This is a genomic window from Micrococcus porci (assembly GCF_020097155.1).
Classification (GTDB): domain Bacteria; phylum Actinomycetota; class Actinomycetes; order Actinomycetales; family Micrococcaceae; genus Micrococcus; species Micrococcus porci.
This window is the reverse complement of record NZ_CP083691.1, coordinates 63,776-81,362: the sequence shown is the minus strand read 5'-3', so window position 1 is coordinate 81,362 and position 17,587 is coordinate 63,776. Positions and strand designations below refer to the sequence as shown.

Below are 17,587 nucleotides of genomic sequence, written 5' to 3'. Positions count from 1 at the left end.
CCCCATGCTGGCCCTGGGCCTGCTGGACCGCTTCACCCCCCTCGTGGACCTGCCCCCGGCCTGGGCGTGGCTGTCCTCCGACGTCGCCCTGTGGGTGGTCGGGATCCTCCTGGTGCTGGAGGTGGTCGCGGACAAGATCCCCGCCGTGGACGCGGTGAACGACGTCGTCCAGACCGTGGTGCGCCCGGCGGCGGGCGGCATCACGTTCGCCTCGGGCGTGGGCGCCCAGACGGTCACCGTGCAGCGGCCGGACACCCTGCTGGACTCCCAGGTGTGGGTGCCCACCCTCATCGGCGCCGCCATGGCGCTGCTCGTGCACCTGACCAAGGCCGGCACGCGGGCCGCCGCCAACACGGTGACCATGGGCACGGCCGCCCCGCTGCTCTCCACCGCCGAGGACGCCTCCGCCGTGGTGCTCACCGCCGCCGCGCTCTTCCTGCCCGTGCTGGTGCTCGTGGTGCTGCTGGCCGTGCTGGTCGGGCTGTGGGCCGTGCCACGGAGGTTCAGGGCGGGACGCCGCGGCGGCCGCCGTGCCACCATGGCGTCATGATCCTGATCAACCTCAAGTTCACCGTGAAGCCCGAGCTCGCCGACCAGTGGATGGACGCGGTGGCGAAGTACATCGCGGACGTGCGCTCCGAGCCGGGCAACATGTTCTTCGAGTGGTACAAGCCGGTCGAGGGCGGGGACAACGAGTTCTTCCTGCTGGAGGGCTTCACCGACGAAGGTGCGCAGGCCCACGTCGCCTCGCCGCACTTCCAGGAGGGCATCGACGCGATGCGCCCCCTGCTGCAGTCCACCCCGCAGATCATCTCCGAGCAGATCGGCGCCGAGGGCTTCGGGCCGATGGGTGAGATCCAGATCGACTGACGCCCGCGCGTCGGGACCCCGCCGCGCGCGGGCAGGGCCCTCCCCGGCACCCCCGGGGAGGGCCCTCGTCATGGTCGGTCACGCTGGCCGCCGCCCCTGTTGTCCGCATCACATGCGGGCATAGCGTGAGGCCATGAGCACCGAGAAGGGCAGCACCGCCACCCCGACCTACCGCGCCGCCCACGTGCCCGAGGGCCAGGACCTGGGCCACCGCTGGTCCACGCGCCTGGCCCACCACGACGACCCCGCCGACCGCCGCGCCGTCCGGCAGATCGCGGAGCTCACGTTCGAGTCCTCCGCCGAGGCGGACCTCGTGGAGGAGCTGGTGGCCTCCGGTGAGGGCTGGCTGCCCCAGTACTCCCTGATGGCGATGACCGCCTCCATCCCCGGCACGGACCTCTACTCCGACCCCATGGGCTACGGCACCCTGGTGCGTGCCCACATCGACGACGCCGAGGTCCTCGCCCTCGCCCCCCACGGCGTGCTCCCCGAGCACCAGGGCGAGGGGGCGGGCACGGCGCTCGTCAACGCGCTCCTGGAGAAGGCGCAGAAGGACGGCGAGCAGGCCGTGGTCGTCTACGGCTGGCCCGAGTACTACGCCAAGTTCGGCTTCCGCCCCGCCGCCGAGCACGGGGTGACCGCCGCGTTCGCCACGCAGCCCGAGGCCCTGCAGGTCATCGCCCTGCAGGAGGGCGCCGAGATCCCGTCCGGCGAGTTCCGCTACCCGCCGGCGTTCGGCGCGGAGAACGCGCAGGTCGCCGGCCGCTGAGGCCGGTCCGCTGCGGTCCAGGGCCGTGGCGGACGTCAGTCCAGCAGGGCCCGGACGGCGGCCAGGCGGACCTCCGCCTCGCCCGGCTCGCGGGTGAGGCGGAGGATCACCTCGTCGAGCTGGGCGCCCAGGGCGGCCTCCGCCGCGGTCGGGTCCGGTGCCTCCGCATGCAGCCAGCCGCGCAGGGCCGCGTTGTGCACGGCCACCACGGCCGCCGCCAGCCCGACGGCGACGCTGCCGCGTGTCGGGGTGTCCGGCAGGCGCTCGGCGAGCCAGCGCGAGAAGAGCTGCTCGTAGCGGTGGGAGGCCAGCAGCTCCCGTGTCCGGAGGGCCCGGGAGCCGCGCAGCAGCCGTGCCCGGGCGCGGGCCCGCTCCGGGTGCTGGACGTGGTGGCGGAACACCTGGAGGCCGGCCTCGCGCAGGGCGGTCGGCAGGGGCAGGGACGTGCTGTGCAGCAGGTCCTCGAGGCGGGGCAGGAGCTGCTCGTGGTCCGCGAAGACCACCTCCTCCTTGCCGCCCACGTGGCGGAAGAAGCTCGCCCGGCTCATCCCGGCCTCCCGGGCCAGCTGGTCCACGGTGACGTCGTCGTACCCCTGGCGGTCCAGGAGGTGGATCAGGGCGGTGAGGGTGTCCTCCGGCACGGCGGTCATGGGGTTCATGGTGCCACGCCGGAGCGGGGTGGGATACGCCGTCCAGATGTTTGAGACGGAGTGTCAGGGATATGTATCGTGGGCCACACAGTCACCCCGCGCGGGCGCCCGTCCCGCCGCACCGCCCCCGGAGGCACACCATGACCGAGACCCTGCCCACCGCAGAGCCCGACTACTCGACGATCACCGGCCCCCTCGACACCGACGCCTACGCCGTCTTCGCCGAGCTGCCCGACGAGGATCTCGCCCTCGCCCGCGCCGCCCGCGCGTTCCTCACCCCCGAGGTGCAGAAGCGCCTCCAGGAGGCCTGGGACACCGGCGAGTACCCCACGGAGCTCATCGCCGGCCTGGCCGAGGCGGACCTGCTGCGCGACGGCGTCGCGGTGGAGGGCAAGCCGGCCCAGTCCCGCCTGGCCTGCGGCCTGGCGGCCATGGAGACCTCCCGGATCGACGGCTCGCTCGCCACCGTCGTGGGCGTGCAGGGCGGCCTGGCCATGCGCTCCATCGAGATGTGCGGCTCCGACGAGCAGAAGGCGAAGTACCTGCCCGCGATGGACCGCGGCGAGCTCTTCGGCGCGTTCGCCCTGACCGAGCCGACGCACGGCTCCGACTCCGTCTCCCTCCAGACCACTGCCACGAAGGTCGAGGGCGGGTGGCGCATCAGCGGCCACAAGAAGTGGATCGGCAACGGCGCCGCCGGCGGCATCACGGTCACCTGGGCCCGCTCCGCGGAGGACGGCCAGGTCAAGGGGTTCATCGTCCAGCAGGACGCCGAGGGCTACTCGGCTGAGGTGATCCGCGGGAAGATGTCGCTCCGCGCCATCCATCAGGCCCACATCACCTACGACGACGTGTTCGTCCCCGACGAGGACGTCATGCCGGGCGCCCAGTCCTTCAAGAACACCGCCGCCGTGCTGTTCGCCACCCGCCTGGGCGTCGCCTGGGCCGCCGTGGGCCATGCCCTGGGCTGCTACGAGGCCGCCGTGCAGTACGCGAAGCAGCGCGTGCAGTTCGGCCGCCCCCTGGCGGAGTCCCAGATCGTCCAGGAGCGTCTGGCCCGCATGCTCTCCGAGCTGACCCAGGTGCAGCTGCTGGTGCTGCGCGCCGCGCGCCTCGAGGACGCCGGCAAGCTTACCGGCCCGCAGGCGTCCCTGGCCAAGTACTCCGCCACCCGCACCGCCCGCTCGATCGCCGCGAACGCCCGCGACCTGCTCGGCGGCAACGGCATCCTGCTGGAGAACGAGGTCGGCAAGCACTTCGCGGACATCGAGGCCATCCACACCTACGAGGGCACCGAGACCGTCCAGGCCCTGATCGTGGGCCGCGACATCACCGGCGTCGGCGCCTTCGCCTGAGCCCGCCGGCCCGGGATCGCCCGGCCCCACGACGACGGCGCCCCCTCCCCGTGCGGCGAGGGGGCGCCGTCGTCGCCCCTGGTCCCATGTGCCTGGGTGATGGACCTTCGGACGTCCGATGAGGCAGGATCGGGGCATGGACGTGACGCAGGACACCCTCGCCCCCGAGCTCGCCGTCGCCCGCACCGAGCCCCTCACGCCGCTGGCCTTCCTCGGCCGCGCCGCCGCCGTCTTCGGGGACCGCGAGGCCGTGGTCTACGGGGACATGCGCTGGAGCTACGCCGAGTTGGCCGCGCACGTGCAGTCCCTGGCGCGGGCGCTCACGGCGCGCATCGAGCCCGGGCAGACCGTGGCGGCCATCCTCCCCAACGTGCCCGCCATGCTCGCCGCCCACTACGCCGTGCCCCTGGCCGGCGGCGTCCTCACCGCGCTCAACCCCCGCCTGACCCCGCGCGAGCTGGAGTACATCCTCGAGCACGCCGAGGCCCGCGTGGTCCTCGCCGACGGGGACGTCGCCGCGGAGGTGCGCGGCGTCGTCGAGCAGATCGGCACGGGCGCCGCCGTCGCCGAGGTCGTGGACGCCGCCGCGGGCCACGCCGCCCCCGACGCCGGCCTGCTCACCTATGACGCGCTCCTCGCGGAGGGCGCCGAGGGCGAGGACCTGCCCTGGGCCGTGGCGGACGAGACCGCTCCGATCACCCTGAACTACACCTCCGGCACCACCGGCCGCCCCAAGGGCGTGCGCTACACCCACCGGAGCGCGCACCAGACGGCGGTGGCGAACGTGATCACCCAGGGCTACGACGGCGCCACCCGCTACCTGTGGACCCTGCCGATGTTCCACTGCAACGGCTGGACCCGTCCCTGGGCCGTCACCGCCGCCGCCGGCACCCACGTGTGCCTGCGCGCCGTCCGCATGGACCCCATCTGGGACGCTCTCGACGACGAGGGCGTCACCCACCTGTGCGGCGCGCCGATCGTGGCCGCGATGATCATCGAGTCCGAGCGGGCCCACCCCGTGGACCGCGAGATCCGCATGGCCGCCGCCGGGGCCGCGCCGCCGCCGTCGGTGATCGCCGCGCTCGAGGGGCTGAACATCACCCCCGTGCACGTCTACGGGCTGACCGAGACGCACGGCCCGTTCACGATCTGCGAGCCGCAGCCCGGCTGGGCCGAGCTGGACCGCGCCGCGCGCGCCCAGGTGATGGCGCGCCAGGGCGTGGCCATGCCGATGGTGGGCCAGGTGGCCGTGGTGGACATGGACATGAACCCGGTGCCCGCGGACGGGCGGACCATGGGCGAGGTCGTCATGCGGGGCGAGGGCGTCATGCTCGGGTACTACAAGAACCCCGAGGCCACCGCCGAGGCGTTCCGCGGCGGCTGGTTCCACTCCGGGGACCTCGGCGTCATGCACCCGGACGGCTACATCCAGCTGCGCGACCGCGCCAAGGACATCATCATCTCCGGCGGGGAGAACATCTCCTCGATCGAGGTCGAGGGCGTGCTGCACGCGCACCCGGCGGTGACGGACGTGGCCGTCGTCGGCGTCTCGGACGAGCGCTGGGGTGAACGCCCCGTCGCCTACCTCGTGCTCGACCCGGCCTCCGGCCCGCTCGACGTGGAGGCGCTCAGGGCCCACTGCCGCGAGCATCTGGCCGGGTTCAAGGTCCCGGACCGGTTCGAGGTCGTGGAGGAGATGCCGCGCACCGCCACCGGCAAGATCCGCAAGAACGAGCTGCGCCGGAGCTGATGCGCCTCGGCGCAGGGCGGCGTCGCCGTCAGCCCTTCGGGGCGTAGTAGCGGCCGAGCGTCTCGGCCTTGAGCTCGGCGAACGTGCCGGCCTGGATCGACGCGCGGATCCGGTCCACGAGGGAGACCGTGAAGCGCTCGTTGTGGATGGAGATGAGGGTGTGCGCCACCATCTCCTTCGCCTTGAACAGGTGCCGGAGGTACGCGCGGGAGTAGTGGGCGCACGTGTAGCAGTCGCACTCGGGGTCCAGCGGGCCGAAGTCCCGCTTGTACGTGGCACCGGGCAGGTTGTAGCGGCCGTCGCGCGTGTAGAACGCGCCGGTGCGGGCGACGCGCGTGGGGGAGACGCAGTCGAAGGTGTCCGCGCCGTTCTCCACGGCCCGGAACAGGTCGTCCGGCTCGGAGATGCCCAGCAGGTGGCGGGGCCGGTCCTCCGGCAGCTCCTGCGCGCACCAGCCCACGATCGTCCCGAGGTTCTCCTTCTCGATGGCTCCGCCGATCCCGTAGCCGTCGAAGCCGTGCGCCGTGGCCGGGCGTTCGCCGGCCGCCGCGAACTCCGCGGTCATGCCGGAGAGGTCCCGGCAGGCCTTGCGACGCAGGTCCTCGTACTGGGCGCCCTGGATGACGCCGAACAGCCCCTGGTAGGGGCGGCCGGCGCGCTCCGCGGTGAGGCGGGCGTGCTCGTCCAGGCAGCGCTGCGCCCACCGGCGGGTCCGCTCCAGGGCCTCCTCCTGGTAGCCGCGCGAGTTGTGCAGGGTGGTCAGCTCGTCGAACGCGAACATCACGTCCGCGCCCAGGTTGTGCTGGATCTGCAGGGAGCGCTCGGGCGTGAACCGGTGCCGGTCCCCGGTGAGGTGGGACTTGAACCAGACGCCGTCGTCGTCCACGTTGGCCAGGCGCTCCTTGCCGGGGGCGACGGCGTCGTCCGCGCCCTGGCCCTCGGGGGCGGCGGGGCCCTTCATGTCGATGACCTTCTTGAAGCCCGAGCCCAGGGACATCACCTGGAAGCCGCCCGAGTCCGTGAACGTGGGGCCGGGCCAGTTCATGAACGCGCCGAGGCCGCCGGCCTCGTCGAGGAGGTCGTCGCCGGGCTGCAGGTACAGGTGGTACGCGTTGGCCAGCAGGGCCTGCGCGCCAAGCTCCGCCATGGACTCCGGCAGCACGGCCTTCACCGTGGCCTGCGTGGCCACCGGGATGAATGCCGGGGTCTGGATCTCCCCGTGCGGGGTGCGCAGCACGCCGGTGCGGCCCAGCGCGATCCCGTCCGCGCCAGGGGCGTCCAGCCGCTCGCGGACCTCGAAGCCGAGGTGGTCCGGGTGGGCGGGGTCGGACGTGACGGCGGACGACGACGTCGGGCCGGCGGTGCCGGGTGCGGAGGTCTCAGGCATGGGGTCCAGGGTAGTGGGGACACCCGGGTGGCGGTCCCGCGGAAGAGCACGTATACGGCCTGGGTGGGCGGCTCCCCGGGCGGAGGGCATCTGCGGCAGGGTGCCGTGGACGGTCTCCGGCCGCACGCGGGCCTCAGCCGTAGATCGCGCGGAAGCGCTCCAGGATGCGCGGCGGGATCGGGGCCTCGCGGGCGCGGATCGCGGCGAACATGTCGTCGGCCTCGTGCGCCGCGAAGTAGCCGTGGTCCGCGTAGATCTCCAGGCGCTCCAGCAGCCCGGCCTGGTCGAGCTCCGGGTGGAACTGGGTGGCGTAGAGGTGCTCGCCCACCCGGAACATCTGCACGGGGCACGCCTGGCCGGTGGCGAGCAGCACGGCGCCCGGGGGCAGCTCCCGCACAGCCTCCTTGTGGCCCACGTACGCCGCGAACTCCGCAGGCATGCCCTCCAGCAGTGGGTCCCGGAGGCCCTCGGAGGTCAGCGCCACGTCGATCGGCCCGGGCAGCTCCCGGTAGGTGGTGTCCACGACGCCGCCGGCGGCCCGTCCCAGCGTGCCCACCCCGTAGCAGCAGCCCAGGAACGGGGTCTGCCGGGCGAGGACCAGCGCCATCAACCGGCCCAGCTCCGCCTCCACGGCCACCTGCAGGTCCGACTTCGACTCCTCCGGGTCCGAGCCCGTGAACGGGCTGCCCGGCAGGATCACGCCGGCCACGTCCGCGAGCTCCGCCTCCCAGTCCACCGCGCCGGCGTGGGCCTCGCCCTCGGCGTCCAGCACCCGCCGGTCGAGCCGCAGGACGCGCAGCGTGGCGTCGTCGTACCCGCCGAGGCGGCGCACCGACTCGGCCTCGGCGGCGGCCGCATCCTCCTCCGGGCGGGTCTGCACCAGCAGGAAGGGGCGCGGGGCGGCGGCGTCGGCGGCCGGGGCGGTGGTCTCGGTCATCGGCCCAGGCTAGACCGGGGTGAGACCCCGGTCACCCCACGTTGCGCCGGATCTCACCCTCCGGACGGGATGACGACGCAGGCCCCGGGCATTCCCCTGACGATGGGCCGGATCCGTGCCCGCCGCCCCCGCCGAAAGGACCCCCGCCCCGTGCGCCTCGCCGACGTGAACCCGTTCCCCGCGATGTTCACGATCGGCCCGCCGGACAGGGGGCACGAGGTCGGCCTGCGCGTCGGCGTGACCATCCTGGTGCCGCTGCTGCTCCTCCTCGCCCTGGACCGCATGGACCTGGCCAGCTACGCCACGTTCGCGGCCTTCACCGGGATCTACGGCCGCAACGAGCCCCACGGGGTGCGGCTGCGCACCCAGCTGCGCGCCGGGCTGCTCATGCTCGGCGTCCTGACCGCCGCCACCGTGGCCGGGCGGTTCGGGATCTCCGAGGCCCACGACCCCTGGGGCCTGGTCCTGTGGACCACCGTGATCGCGGGCGCGGCCACCGTGGCCACCGGCTGGTGGAACCTGCGCCCGGCCGGCTCCCTGTTCCACATCTTCGCCTTCGCCGCGGCCGCGTCCGTGCCCGTCAAGCCCCCGGTCGTGGAGGGGATGCTGATGGCGGTGGCCGTCGTCGTGTGGGCCATCGCGGTGGGACTGTCCTCCCGCGTGCTGCCGAGCCACCGCACCCCGCTGACCTGGCCGCCGTCGGACCGCCCGGACCGGGGGCGGCGGCGCCTCATCCTGCTCGAGGCCATGTGGTACGTGATTGCAGCCGGGGTTGCGGGCTCCGTGGCGACCCTCGTGGCGGCCCCGCAGGGCGTCCGCCACAACTACTGGGCCATGGTGGCGGCCGTCGTGCCGCTGGCCGGCCACTCCACGCGCTACCGCGTGAACCGGGGCCTGCAGCGCGTCCTCGGAACGGTCCTCGGCCTGGGGCTCACCGCCCTGATCGTGCTCCTGGACCCGCCGGCGGTGGGGATCGTGCTGGTCATCGCCGTGCTGCAGGTCCTGGCCGAGGTGTACATCGCCCGGCAGTACGTGATCGCCCAGACGGTGGTGACGCCGCTGGCGCTGCTGTCCACCATGCTCGTGGCCGTCACCGTGGGTGGGGCCGGGTCCCTCGCAGAGGCCGGCGCGTTCCGCAACCTCCAGGATCGCGCCGTGGAGACCGTGATCGGGGCCGTCGTCGGCATCGTGTGCGTCCTCTACCCGTGGGCGTGGCGCAAGTGGGTCCGGCGCTCCCCGGACCCGACCCGGGAGATCCCGATCGTGCGTCCGGAGCAGATCCAGCGGCCGGTCGGCGGACGCGGCTGACGGTCAGCTGAGGGGGCGACGGCGGAGCGCCGTCCCTTTCGCGCACGGCAGCGGGCGACGCGCCGTCCCTTTCGCGCACGGCAGCGGGCGACGCGCCGTCCGTTTCGCGAACGAAAGCGAGGGGGGGTCAGGCCCGGGCGGCCTGGGCGGCGAGCCGCTTCGCGAGCTGGCGCAAGGTGCCCAGCTCGCGGTGGATCCGCGAGTCGAGGTCCTGGTCCGTGAGGGTCTGAGAACCGCCGCGGCCGCGGAGGTACAGCAGCTGCGCGAACCGGGCGCGGCGCCAGCGGAACTCGGCCTCGGCGTCGCGGGCCTGCAGGGCGCGGGAGATCTCCCGGTCGTAGAGCTGCGGCTCGTCCAGCTGGCGCTGGCGCACCTCCAGCACGCGGGCGGCGCGGCCGGGCTCCGAGGGGACCTCGTCTGCCTCCTTCAGGCGGGAGCCCAGGTTGGCGGCCGTGATGTGGTCCCCGTCCTCGCGCAGGATCAGCGCCGCCAGGCCCAGCGCCGCCTGGATCGACTTCCAGCGGCCCACGGCCCCGTCCCAGGGCAGGTTGGTGAGCAGGCCCAGGGTGGTGAGCGTGCCCTCCACGTCCTCGTGCAGCAGGTACATGCGCTCGGCCATGCCGAACACGTCCTCCAGCTGCGCGCCCGAGCGCAGGTTCAGCCCGTGGGACAGGCGCGCCGCGGTGGCGGTGAGCTCGGCGTCGTCGAGGTGGCGCTGCCCCACGGCGACGATCCGCGACTCCGGCGAGCCGGCGTCCACCGGGGAGAACGCGGTGTCCGCGGCGGCCTTGACCTCCTCCGGGCGGTCCGTGCGCACCCGGATCACGGAGCCGTGCGCGATCTTCACCTCGCGCCCGCCCACCAGGGTGGCGATCACCAGGGCGGGGGTGCCGAAGTCGTCACGCACGACGCGCGTGGACGCCACCGCCGGCGCAGGCTCGCCGCGGCGGGTGAGGAAGGAGTCGCCCGGACGCACGTCCTGGGCCTTCAGGTGGCGGAGGTACCCGCCCGCGATCGGTGCCACCTCAGCGCCCCCATCCGACATGGGCCAGGGCCTGGCGCACCAGGTTCCCGCGACCGCCGATGAACTCCGCCTGGACGTCCTCGCCCAGAGCCTCCTGCGGGGTCAGCCACGTCAGCTCCAGCGCGTCCTGGCGCGGGCTGCACTCGCCCGACACCGGGACCACGTAGACCAGGGACACGGCGTGCTGCCGGTCGTCGGTCAGGCCCGTCTCCGACGGCGCCGGGAAGTACTCGGCCACCGCGCACGGCACGAGGCTCGGCGGCAGCTGCGGGAAGGCCAGCGGGCCGAGGTCCTTCTCCAGGTGGCGCATGAGCGCGCCGCGGATCGTCTCCCGGTACATCACGCGCCCGGAGACGAACGTCCGCTGGAACTGCCCCTCCTCGTCCGCCACGTACAGCAGCCCGATCTCGGAGACGTACCCCAGGGCGTCCACGCGCACGGGGATGGCCTCCACGTACACCATGGGCAGCCGACGGCGGGCCTCGTAGAGGTCCTCCTCGTTCAGCCAGCCCGGGTTCGGGTCGGGGGTGCGCACGCTCATGCCCTCTGTTCTACCGGAGATTGCGCCCCGGGGCACGCCCGTCCGCCGACGGGTGACCGGGCGCCGCACCCGGGACCTGCCCTACCCTGGGCGCATGCCGTCCTACCGCGCCCGCCTGCAGATCGGCGACGTTCTGCCCGGCCACCGGCCCGAGGAGGTCCTGGACACGGCCGAGGCCGCGATCGGCGCCACCCACGAGGTCGCCGCGAAGGATGTGGAGGTCGTCGCGCGGGTGCCGCGCATCGTCCTGCGGTTCACCGTGCCCGCCGCGCACCGCGCCGCCGAGGACGCCGAGGCCGCCGCCGTGGCGGGCCGCATGGCGGAGGCCGTGGCCGACGTCGCCACCGTGGGCCGCCTGGACGTGCTGCGCCGCGAGGGTGGCCGCTGGCTGCCCGTCAGCGCCCGTTGACCCGCCCCGCCGGCACGCCCTGCGGAGCCGCGGCCGCCTGCTCCTCGATCTCCCGCACCCAGGTGCGGCGCACCACCACGAGCAGCAGGACGCCCAGGCCGCCGGCCACGGCGGACAGGCCGACCCACGCGCTCTGCCACGCCCCGAGGGGGCTGGGCAGCAGTCGCGGCAGGGCCAGGCACAGGAGCGTCCATGCCATGCCGAGCGCCAGGCCCAGCCGGCCGCGGTCCTGCAGGGCCAGGCGCGCGCCGGTCAGCACCACGGCCCACAGCAGGGCGGCGGCCACGAGCGCCGAGGGGAACCAGCCCCAGAACACGCCGGTGGCGGCCACCGGCGAGGCCAGGGTGGTGGGCGCGGCGGCCAGCAGCAGCCCCAGGAACCCGCCCAGCACGCCGTCCGTGCACGTCTGCGCTGCGCGCGTGCGGGCTGGGACGGCCGTGAGGCCGCGCATCACCCGGATCATCAGCGCCAGCGCGGCCAGCCACACCATGAACTCCAGGCCCCACGGCACCAGCACCGCCAGCGGGAACCACAGGGCGGTGAGCGCCAGCGCGCCCGCCACGCTGCGGCGGGTCTGACGCTGGCGGGCGGCCGCACCCTGGCCCGGACCCCACTGGTGCGCCACGTAGACGCCCAGGGCCAGCCAGAGCACCGGCCAGACCGCAGGGTGCAGCGGGAACAGGGAGAGCACGGACGTGGTGAACGCGTAGCGGCCCCCGTGCGCGGCCGTGTACGACCCCTGGTCCACCACCCGCAGGCCCGGCACCAGCCGGAACAGGCCGAGCCCCCACGCGGACGCCAGCACGAACAGCAGCCACGCGCCGGTGAGCTCCAGCTGGTGCCGGCGATCCTCCCGGGTGGCGGGGGCGCGGGGCTCCGGCGGGCCCGACGGCGGTACGTACCCGGGCACGATCGGGAACGCCCCCGTGGCCGGTCCCGTGCCGTCCGCCGCGCCGTGGGCGGTCTGCGCCCGGACGGCGTCGGCCTTGGTCAGCAGCCGGCCCGTGCGCCGCCACTGCGGGAGGGCGGCGCGGGCGCGCTCGAGGAGGGCGGCGTCGTCGAGCCCCTCGGCGGGGTCCGCGAGCAGGGGGCGCAGGTGGGCGGGCGGGACGACGTCCGGGCCGTCCAGCTCGCGGGCGGCGGCCATGAGGGCACGCGTCTCCCGGTCGTGGTGCGCGGCGAGGACGCGGGCGGCCTCCTCCGAGGCGCGGGCGGCGGCCTGCCGCCGGCGGTCCTCCGCGGCCGTGCCCGCGGCGATGTGCCGGGCGGCGACGGTGCGCGGCAGGGCACGCGCGGCGGCGATCCTCCGGCGGCGCTCGCGGGCCGCCTCCTGGGCGAGGCGCTCCGCCTCGGCCCGGGCGCGGGCGGCCTCCACGGCCATCTGGCGGCGCTCGGCCTCCGCGGCCTCCTCGGCCTGACGACGACGCGCGGCCTCCGCCGCGGACCGCTCGGCGCGAGCGGCCCGCTCCCTCTGCTCTTCGGCCTCGCGGCGCGCGCGCTCGGCCTCCCGACGACGACGCCGGCGCTCCTCGTCCCGGCGACGGCGGGCCAGCAGGGCGGCGCGGCGGCGGCGCTCCTCCTGATCCGCCCGCTCCCGACGCTCTCGGGCCAGGGCGTCGGGCTCGGCCTGGGCGGCGGCCACCTCGCGGGCCTGGGCGTCGGCCTCCACGGCGAGCAGGGCCTCCTCCTCGACTCGGGCGCGCTCGGCCGCCTCGGCCACGCGGCGCGCCTTGTCCGCGGCGGCGGCGCGGGCGGCCTCGCGGCGCTCCCGCAGGCGCTCGGCGCGGTGTCGCTCGGCCTCCCTGGCGGCGTCCTCAGCGGCCCGGACGGCCTCCGCCCGGGACTCCTCCACGGTGCGGGCGGCGCGGGCGCGCTCGGCGGCCTCGGCCTCGCGGCGGGCGGTCTCCTCGGCGCGGCGCCGGGCGGCCTCGGCGGCCCGGGCGCGTCCGGCGGCCCGCTCGGCGCGGCGGCGCCCCTCGTGCTCGGCGCGACGGCGCGCGGCGGCCGCGGCACGCTCAGGGGAGGGGCCGGAGGGCAGGATCCGGCCGACCGTGCCCAGCAGCGGGTCCGCGAAGCGGGCCAGGTCAGGGGTGCCGATGCGGTCCAGCAGGTCGGAGAGGTCCGCGCGGGGGCGCGGCGCGGCGGGGGCGGACTCCGCGGGCAGGCGGTCCAGGGCGGCGGCGAGGTCGTGGCGGCGCCCCGCCCGGGCGGCGGCCTCCTCGGGGGTCTCCGGGGGCAGGGGCTCGCCGCGGAGGCGGCGGGTGTGGCGCTCGAGCTGCTCCGGGGCCAGGCGGCCGGGCTCGGCCAGGGCGCGGCGGGGGCGCGCGGCGTGCCGGGGAGCCGGCGGGGCGGGGCGGGGTGCGTCGTCGTCCTGCGAGGTCATGCCCCCTCCTTCCCACGTCGGCGCCAGGCGATCACGGCGGCGACGGCCGCCCCCAGAAGCGTACCCAAGACGACGCCCACGACCGCCGACGCCCACCACGGCAGCCCCGTCGCGCTGCCGGTGATCCACCCGAGCCCCACCATGTACACGCTCCAGGCCAGCGAGCCTGTCCCCGACAGCCAGAGGAACGGGCGCCAGCGGACCCCGGCCACGCCCGCCGCGGCCATCGAGGCGGTGCGCCCGCCGGAGACGAAGCGCAGCACGAACAGCCCCGCCAGCGACGACGCCGGCCCCGCCTTCTCCATGAGGCGGCGGATCCCGGCGTGGACGGCGCGGCCCCAGCCCCACCGGTCCAGGACGGAGGTCAGCCGGTGCCGGAACAGGGCGTAGAGGCCGACGTCCCCGGCCCAGCAGCCCAGCCAGGCCGTGAGCACGGAGGTGGCCAGGCCGAGGCGCCCGGCGGCGGCCAGGGAGCCGGAGCCGATGACGAGCACCTCCGAGGGGGTCGGCGGGACGGGGGCGTCCAGGGCGACCAGCAGGAAGGTGAGCGGGTGGAACCACGGGCCGAGGCCCTCGAGGAGGGCGGTCACGTCCGTCACGCCGGACGCTCCTGAAGCTCGGCGGGGGAGACGAACTCGCGGTGCTCGCCCGTCACCGGGTCCGTGAACGCGATCGAGCGGGAGAGCAGCTGGAGCGGGCGGGCGAGGTCGTCGGGGGCGGCGTCGAGGAGGTCCGGGTAGAACGGGTCGAACGCGATCCCCAGGCCCAGCGCGGCCAGGTGGAGCCGCAGCTGGTGGGTGCGCCCCGTGCGCGGGCTCAGCCTGAAGCGCACCACGGGCGCCCCGGCCAGCGTGCCCGCCGACCGGCCCACGTCCAGCACCTCGATGCGGGTCTCCGCGTTCGCCCCCGCGTGGGAGAGGTTCGACTTCCGCGTGCGCACCCGGGCCCCCGCCGCGCGTCCGGAGGCCGCGGCGGGGATCTCCTCGGTGAGGGAGCGCAGCACCCCCTTGTCCTTGCGGATCCGGCTGCGCATCACCAGGGGGAAGCGGTCCAGCCAGGCGGCCGCGTCGTCGTCGGCATGGTCCCGAGCCGGGGGCAGCGCGGAGATGGCCTCGTAGCGCTTGGTCACCGCGCGCCGCTCGAAGAGCAGGTGGTAGGCGCCGCGGGTGGCGGGGTCGGCGGAGAACATCACGACGCCGGCGGTCGCCCGGTCGAGGCGGTGCAGGGGTACGAGGTCGTCGATGCCCAGCTCGTTGCGCAGCCGCACCAGGGCGGTCTCCTGGACGAACCGGCCGCCCGGCGTGGTGGGCAGGAAGTGCGGCTTGTGGATCACCACGAGCCGCTCGTCCCGGTGGATCAGGGTGTGCTGGAAGGGCAGAGGCGCCTCGTGCGGGACGTCGCGGTAGTACCAGAGGTCCTCGTGGACGCCCAGCGGCGTGGTCGGGGTGAGCGGGGAGCCGTCCCGGGCGACGACCTCGCCGCGCGCGAAGCGGGCGCGGATGCCGTCCGGGTCCACGTGGCCGAACCGGTGCAGCACGTAGTCCTGGGCCGTGTCCCAGCCGGAGGCGGGCAGGCGCAGGCGCGTCGCGTTGACGCCGTTGCGGGGCGGGAGGGGGGATGGGGCGGCCACGCGGCCATTGTGTCAGCCGGGGGCCGCGGGGGTGCGGCCGTGTGGTGGCTGTGCGTAGGGTGTGGAGGCAGCGGGCCGAGGGGGCGCCCGGGGAAGGCGGGGACGGATGGCGTCGTATGACGTGGCCGTGACGCTCTTCAGCATCCGGTGGAGACGCTGGACGGGGATGCTGTCGCCTGCCACACAAGGGTGGTGAACGCCGTCTCGTTGGGGGATGACGTGGTCCAGGCGATCCGCGCGGGGGACCGCGCGCCCTCGAGCTCGGAGCCACCCTCGCAGACGATCGGCGCCACGACCTCGGATGGGCCGTCCTGACTGACCCTGAGGGCAACGAGTTCTGCATTCTCGAATGAGACCCAGACCTCAAGGCCACGCCCAATCCTCCGCTCCCACGCGGGAGACGCCACCAAGTGAACGAAGTCCCGTGTGAGTCCAGAACTTCACGCGCATCCCGACAAGACTCCGGGGGAGCAACCTTCCTCGCGTGCCGTGTGCAGTCTTCGCTACGTCTCGACAGCATCACCGCAACTAGGTGGCCTTAGACACGTTGCGCATAGTGGGTGCCATGGACTTCCACCGCCCCTCGCTCGAGGAACTACGCGCAGCAGCTGCCCTGCCGTCCCATACCGCCGCCGGCCTGACGCACGAAGTGATCCTCACCGAGATCGCAGCCGGTCGAATGAAGCCCGAGTGGTCGTGCATCGCCACCAATGACGACGGTGACGTGATCGGACGGGCCATGTGGTGGGGGCGCGATAGCCAGGAACCCATTGCGCTGGACCTCTGGGACGTCGCGCCAGGCACCTCGGAGCCGGGCGAGGTTCTCACCGGACTTCTTACCCACGGCGGCGTCCTCGTCGAGGCACCAGACAGGCGAGCTCTGCTGCCTCACACCCTCCGGGTGCCGGTCGGGTGGGGAGACCAGCCAGAGGTCGCAGAGAACGTCCGGCTGAAGATGCAGGTCGCGAGCGCCAACGGACTGGGCCGCGTGAATGAGCGCCTGCAGTTCCAATGGGATTGGGGCGAAACGGTGCCCCCCAATCCGGCCCGCCTGCGCTTCACTCCGGCAAGCGACGAGGTGTTCATGCGCCTGTTCGCCGATGCCGCGGCAGGATCACTGGACGTGATGACGGCACGCGAGCTGGAGCAGACCACGGCGGCGGACCTGGCCCGTGACGAGATCGCCTACTACCTCTCCTGCCCGGGAGACCGCTCGTGGTGGCGCGTTGCGCAGACCCACGACGGCGAGATCATCGGGCTGGCCATCCCCTCCGCCACCCCGACCAACCGCAACGTCGGGTACCTGGCTGTCCTGCCGCAGCACCGCGGCCACGGCTACGTGGACGAGATCCTCGCGTACATCACCCGATTCCAGATCGAGGATCGAGCACGACGAATCACCGCGACCACCGATGCGGTCAACACTCCGATGGTGGCGGCGTTCACCCGGGCCGGCTACACGCTGGTCGAGGTGCGGATCGATCTGGAGCAGTCCTAGATCCCCACGACCCAGCCGCGGGGTCTGCTGACGGCCCTTCGGGCGCAGTAGGGCGGCTGGTCCGTGACCTCCACGTGCTACGAGGTGTGCAATCTTGGCTACATCTCGACACAAGACGAGGCGCCTGCACGAAGCCCATTCGAGCTCAGCTCTCGCCTCTACCCTGGCGTCATGCTCATCGTGCTCCGCGGCAACGCGGCCTCCGGGAAGTCGACGGTCGCGCTTCTCCTCCAGGACCGCCTGGACCGACCCGCTGCCATCCTGAGCCAGGACCACTTCCGACGGAGCATCTACGCCGAATGTGAGCAGGACAGCCTCGCGCACGCCGACCTGCTCGAAGCCGCCGCGCTGCACTGCCTCGGGCGCGGGCATCACGTGATCCTCGACGGGATCTTCCACGCGGGGCGGTACGGGCCGATGTTGGAACGAGTTGCGGCGGCCAGTGACGATGCTCGGTTCTACGCCTTCGACCTGACCTTCGCGGAGACTGTCCGCCGGCACGCGATGCGTCCCAGGGCCGCAGAGTTCTCGGCGGACGAGATGGCGTCGTGGTACCACGGCTGGCAGGCACTGCCCTTCGTCGATGAACACCGCATCACCGCGACTGAGGCACCGGAGCAGATCGTCACTCGCATCCTGCACGGCGCCTAGTCCCGCCAGCCGGGTAGCAGCCGTCTCCGTGCCCCGCCTCTTCCCGACGACGCGGAGCGTGCCGATCGGCCAGGAGTTGGACGCTTGTGGTGCGCTGTCGTCGCGCACCAGTCCCTTTTGCGAAGAGTTCGCCGCGTGTCCTGCGAACTATTCACCGCATCTCGACAGTCTCGTGACCGACCGGACCCTGACCTCATTCCCCAGCATCCGCACCGACCTGCGCAACGCCGGCGCGAACGTGGTGGACCAAGAGGCGTCCCGAGACGGGAACCTGGCCACCAGCCGCTCACCCGATGATCTCTTCCCTCTGTTCCGCCGTGGGAGTACTGTCCAGCCCACCGGCGCCGGAAACCGCTCGTGAGCAGCCCGGTACGCCACATGGCGCAGGCGGGGCTGACTACCGGCTCGACACCCGGCACCTCGGC

At 74.1% G+C, this 17,587-nt stretch carries 17 protein-coding genes and 2 pseudogenes; 11 read left to right on the top strand and 8 right to left on the bottom strand.

Translation table 11 applies throughout. The features are described from left to right. Positions 1-4: 4 nt before the first annotated feature. From KW076_RS00355 to KW076_RS00345, 3 genes are all read left to right on the top strand, one after another. The gene (locus KW076_RS00355) at positions 5-550 is read left to right on the top strand and encodes a DUF4126 domain-containing protein (RefSeq protein WP_255612611.1); all 546 of its coding nucleotides are present in this window, start codon (positions 5-7) and stop codon (positions 548-550) included. Next, positions 547-870 (top strand): putative quinol monooxygenase, encoded by a 324-nt coding sequence (locus KW076_RS00350; protein ID WP_224355665.1) that lies wholly within the window; start codon positions 547-549, stop codon positions 868-870. The genes KW076_RS00355 and KW076_RS00350 overlap by 4 nt, the downstream gene beginning before the upstream one ends. A gap of 133 nt (positions 871-1,003) precedes the next feature. Then, a complete protein-coding gene (locus tag KW076_RS00345) occupies positions 1,004-1,639 on the top strand; it encodes a GNAT family N-acetyltransferase (RefSeq protein ID WP_224355664.1) in 636 nt (211 codons plus the stop codon). Between the two features lie 35 nt (positions 1,640-1,674). Here the strand turns inward: KW076_RS00345 and KW076_RS00340 are convergent, their stop codons facing one another. Further along, positions 1,675-2,289, bottom strand: coding sequence for a TetR/AcrR family transcriptional regulator (locus KW076_RS00340; RefSeq protein WP_224355663.1), 615 nt, complete (start codon positions 2,287-2,289; stop codon positions 1,675-1,677). 140 nt (positions 2,290-2,429) lie between these two features. Here KW076_RS00340 and KW076_RS00335 point away from each other — a divergent pair, with 140 nt between their 5' ends. Together KW076_RS00335 and KW076_RS00330 are read left to right on the top strand one after the other, a co-directional pair. After that, on the top strand, positions 2,430-3,644 hold the full coding sequence (locus KW076_RS00335; RefSeq protein WP_224355662.1) for an acyl-CoA dehydrogenase family protein: 1,215 nt from the start codon (positions 2,430-2,432) through the stop codon (positions 3,642-3,644). Between the two features lie 136 nt (positions 3,645-3,780). Next, the gene (locus tag KW076_RS00330) at positions 3,781-5,394 is read left to right on the top strand and encodes an AMP-binding protein (RefSeq protein ID WP_224355661.1); all 1,614 of its coding nucleotides are present in this window, start codon (positions 3,781-3,783) and stop codon (positions 5,392-5,394) included. A gap of 28 nt (positions 5,395-5,422) precedes the next feature. On the opposite strand, the gene tgt is transcribed toward KW076_RS00330, so the two are convergent. After that, positions 5,423-6,781, bottom strand: coding sequence for a tRNA guanosine(34) transglycosylase Tgt (gene tgt, locus KW076_RS00325; protein ID WP_224355660.1), 1,359 nt, complete (start codon positions 6,779-6,781; stop codon positions 5,423-5,425). A 133-nt stretch (positions 6,782-6,914) separates the two neighbouring features. Next, positions 6,915-7,718 (bottom strand): glutamine amidotransferase, encoded by an 804-nt coding sequence (locus KW076_RS00320; RefSeq protein ID WP_224355659.1) that lies wholly within the window; start codon positions 7,716-7,718, stop codon positions 6,915-6,917. Between the two features lie 150 nt (positions 7,719-7,868). On the opposite strand from KW076_RS00320, the gene KW076_RS00315 reads away from it, so the two are divergent. Next, the gene (locus KW076_RS00315) at positions 7,869-9,026 is read left to right on the top strand and encodes an FUSC family protein (protein WP_224355658.1); all 1,158 of its coding nucleotides are present in this window, start codon (positions 7,869-7,871) and stop codon (positions 9,024-9,026) included. Positions 9,027-9,153: 127 nt separating this feature from the next. Here the strand turns inward: KW076_RS00315 and KW076_RS00310 are convergent, their stop codons facing one another. Together KW076_RS00310 and KW076_RS00305 are read right to left on the bottom strand one after the other, a co-directional pair. Continuing rightward, entirely contained in the window at positions 9,154-10,050 is an 897-nt protein-coding gene (locus KW076_RS00310; RefSeq protein ID WP_224355657.1) for a DUF6707 family protein, read from the bottom strand. 1 nt (position 10,051) lies between these two features. Beyond that, positions 10,052-10,591: an NUDIX hydrolase family protein gene (locus KW076_RS00305; protein WP_224355656.1), complete on the bottom strand. Its 540-nt coding sequence runs from the start codon at positions 10,589-10,591 to the stop codon at positions 10,052-10,054. Between the two features lie 94 nt (positions 10,592-10,685). On the opposite strand from KW076_RS00305, the gene KW076_RS00300 reads away from it, so the two are divergent. Next, complete coding sequence (locus KW076_RS00300; RefSeq protein ID WP_224355655.1) at positions 10,686-11,000, top strand: hypothetical protein; 315 nt, start codon at positions 10,686-10,688, stop codon at positions 10,998-11,000. Here KW076_RS00300 and KW076_RS00295 read toward each other — a convergent pair. From KW076_RS00295 to KW076_RS00285, 3 genes are read right to left on the bottom strand one after another with little or no spacing between them, the layout of a single operon-like run. Continuing rightward, positions 10,987-13,383: a hypothetical protein gene (locus KW076_RS00295; RefSeq protein ID WP_224355654.1), complete on the bottom strand. Its 2,397-nt coding sequence runs from the start codon at positions 13,381-13,383 to the stop codon at positions 10,987-10,989. The two genes, KW076_RS00300 and KW076_RS00295, sit on opposite strands and share 14 nt — an antisense overlap. Continuing rightward, the gene (locus tag KW076_RS00290; RefSeq protein ID WP_224355653.1) at positions 13,380-13,982 is read right to left on the bottom strand and encodes a DedA family protein; all 603 of its coding nucleotides are present in this window, start codon (positions 13,980-13,982) and stop codon (positions 13,380-13,382) included. The genes KW076_RS00295 and KW076_RS00290 overlap by 4 nt, the downstream gene beginning before the upstream one ends. Next, positions 13,979-15,013 (bottom strand): pseudouridine synthase, encoded by a 1,035-nt coding sequence (locus KW076_RS00285; RefSeq protein ID WP_224355652.1) that lies wholly within the window; start codon positions 15,011-15,013, stop codon positions 13,979-13,981. Before KW076_RS00285 ends, KW076_RS00290 begins: the two co-directional genes overlap by 4 nt. A 248-nt stretch (positions 15,014-15,261) precedes the next feature. Between KW076_RS00285 and KW076_RS00280 the strand changes: the two are divergent. The 4 genes and pseudogenes from KW076_RS00280 to KW076_RS00265 form a co-directional block, all read left to right on the top strand. Next, positions 15,262-15,366, top strand: a pseudogene (locus KW076_RS00280) (VOC family protein); the annotation flags it as partial. Positions 15,367-15,578: 212 nt separating this feature from the next. After that, the gene (locus KW076_RS00275) at positions 15,579-16,511 is read left to right on the top strand and encodes a GNAT family N-acetyltransferase (protein WP_224355651.1); all 933 of its coding nucleotides are present in this window, start codon (positions 15,579-15,581) and stop codon (positions 16,509-16,511) included. Positions 16,512-16,682: 171 nt separating this feature from the next. Beyond that, entirely contained in the window at positions 16,683-17,162 is a 480-nt protein-coding gene (locus tag KW076_RS00270) for an AAA family ATPase (protein WP_224355650.1), read from the top strand. Between the two features lie 169 nt (positions 17,163-17,331). Beyond that, positions 17,332-17,523, top strand: a pseudogene (locus tag KW076_RS00265) (DJ-1/PfpI family protein); the annotation flags it as partial. Positions 17,524-17,587: the final 64 nt, after the last annotated feature.

Bases quoted from the DNA above. Each gene is read 5' to 3' on its own strand.
- KW076_RS00355 (WP_255612611.1), top strand. From the start codon at position 5: ATGCTGGCCCTGGGCCTGCTGGACCGCTTCACCCCCCTCGTGGACCTG.
- KW076_RS00350 (WP_224355665.1), top strand. From the start codon at position 547: ATGATCCTGATCAACCTCAAGTTCACCGTGAAGCCCGAGCTCGCCGAC.
- KW076_RS00345 (WP_224355664.1), top strand. From the start codon at position 1,004: ATGAGCACCGAGAAGGGCAGCACCGCCACCCCGACCTACCGCGCCGCC.
- KW076_RS00340 (WP_224355663.1), bottom strand. From the start codon at position 2,289: ATGACCGCCGTGCCGGAGGACACCCTCACCGCCCTGATCCACCTCCTG.
- KW076_RS00335 (WP_224355662.1), top strand. From the start codon at position 2,430: ATGACCGAGACCCTGCCCACCGCAGAGCCCGACTACTCGACGATCACC.
- KW076_RS00330 (WP_224355661.1), top strand. From the start codon at position 3,781: ATGGACGTGACGCAGGACACCCTCGCCCCCGAGCTCGCCGTCGCCCGC.
- tgt (WP_224355660.1), bottom strand. From the start codon at position 6,781: ATGCCTGAGACCTCCGCACCCGGCACCGCCGGCCCGACGTCGTCGTCC.
- KW076_RS00320 (WP_224355659.1), bottom strand. From the start codon at position 7,718: ATGACCGAGACCACCGCCCCGGCCGCCGACGCCGCCGCCCCGCGCCCC.
- KW076_RS00305 (WP_224355656.1), bottom strand. From the start codon at position 10,591: ATGAGCGTGCGCACCCCCGACCCGAACCCGGGCTGGCTGAACGAGGAG.
- KW076_RS00300 (WP_224355655.1), top strand. From the start codon at position 10,686: ATGCCGTCCTACCGCGCCCGCCTGCAGATCGGCGACGTTCTGCCCGGC.
- KW076_RS00295 (WP_224355654.1), bottom strand. From the start codon at position 13,383: ATGACCTCGCAGGACGACGACGCACCCCGCCCCGCCCCGCCGGCTCCC.
- KW076_RS00275 (WP_224355651.1), top strand. From the start codon at position 15,579: ATGGACTTCCACCGCCCCTCGCTCGAGGAACTACGCGCAGCAGCTGCC.
- KW076_RS00270 (WP_224355650.1), top strand. From the start codon at position 16,683: ATGCTCATCGTGCTCCGCGGCAACGCGGCCTCCGGGAAGTCGACGGTC.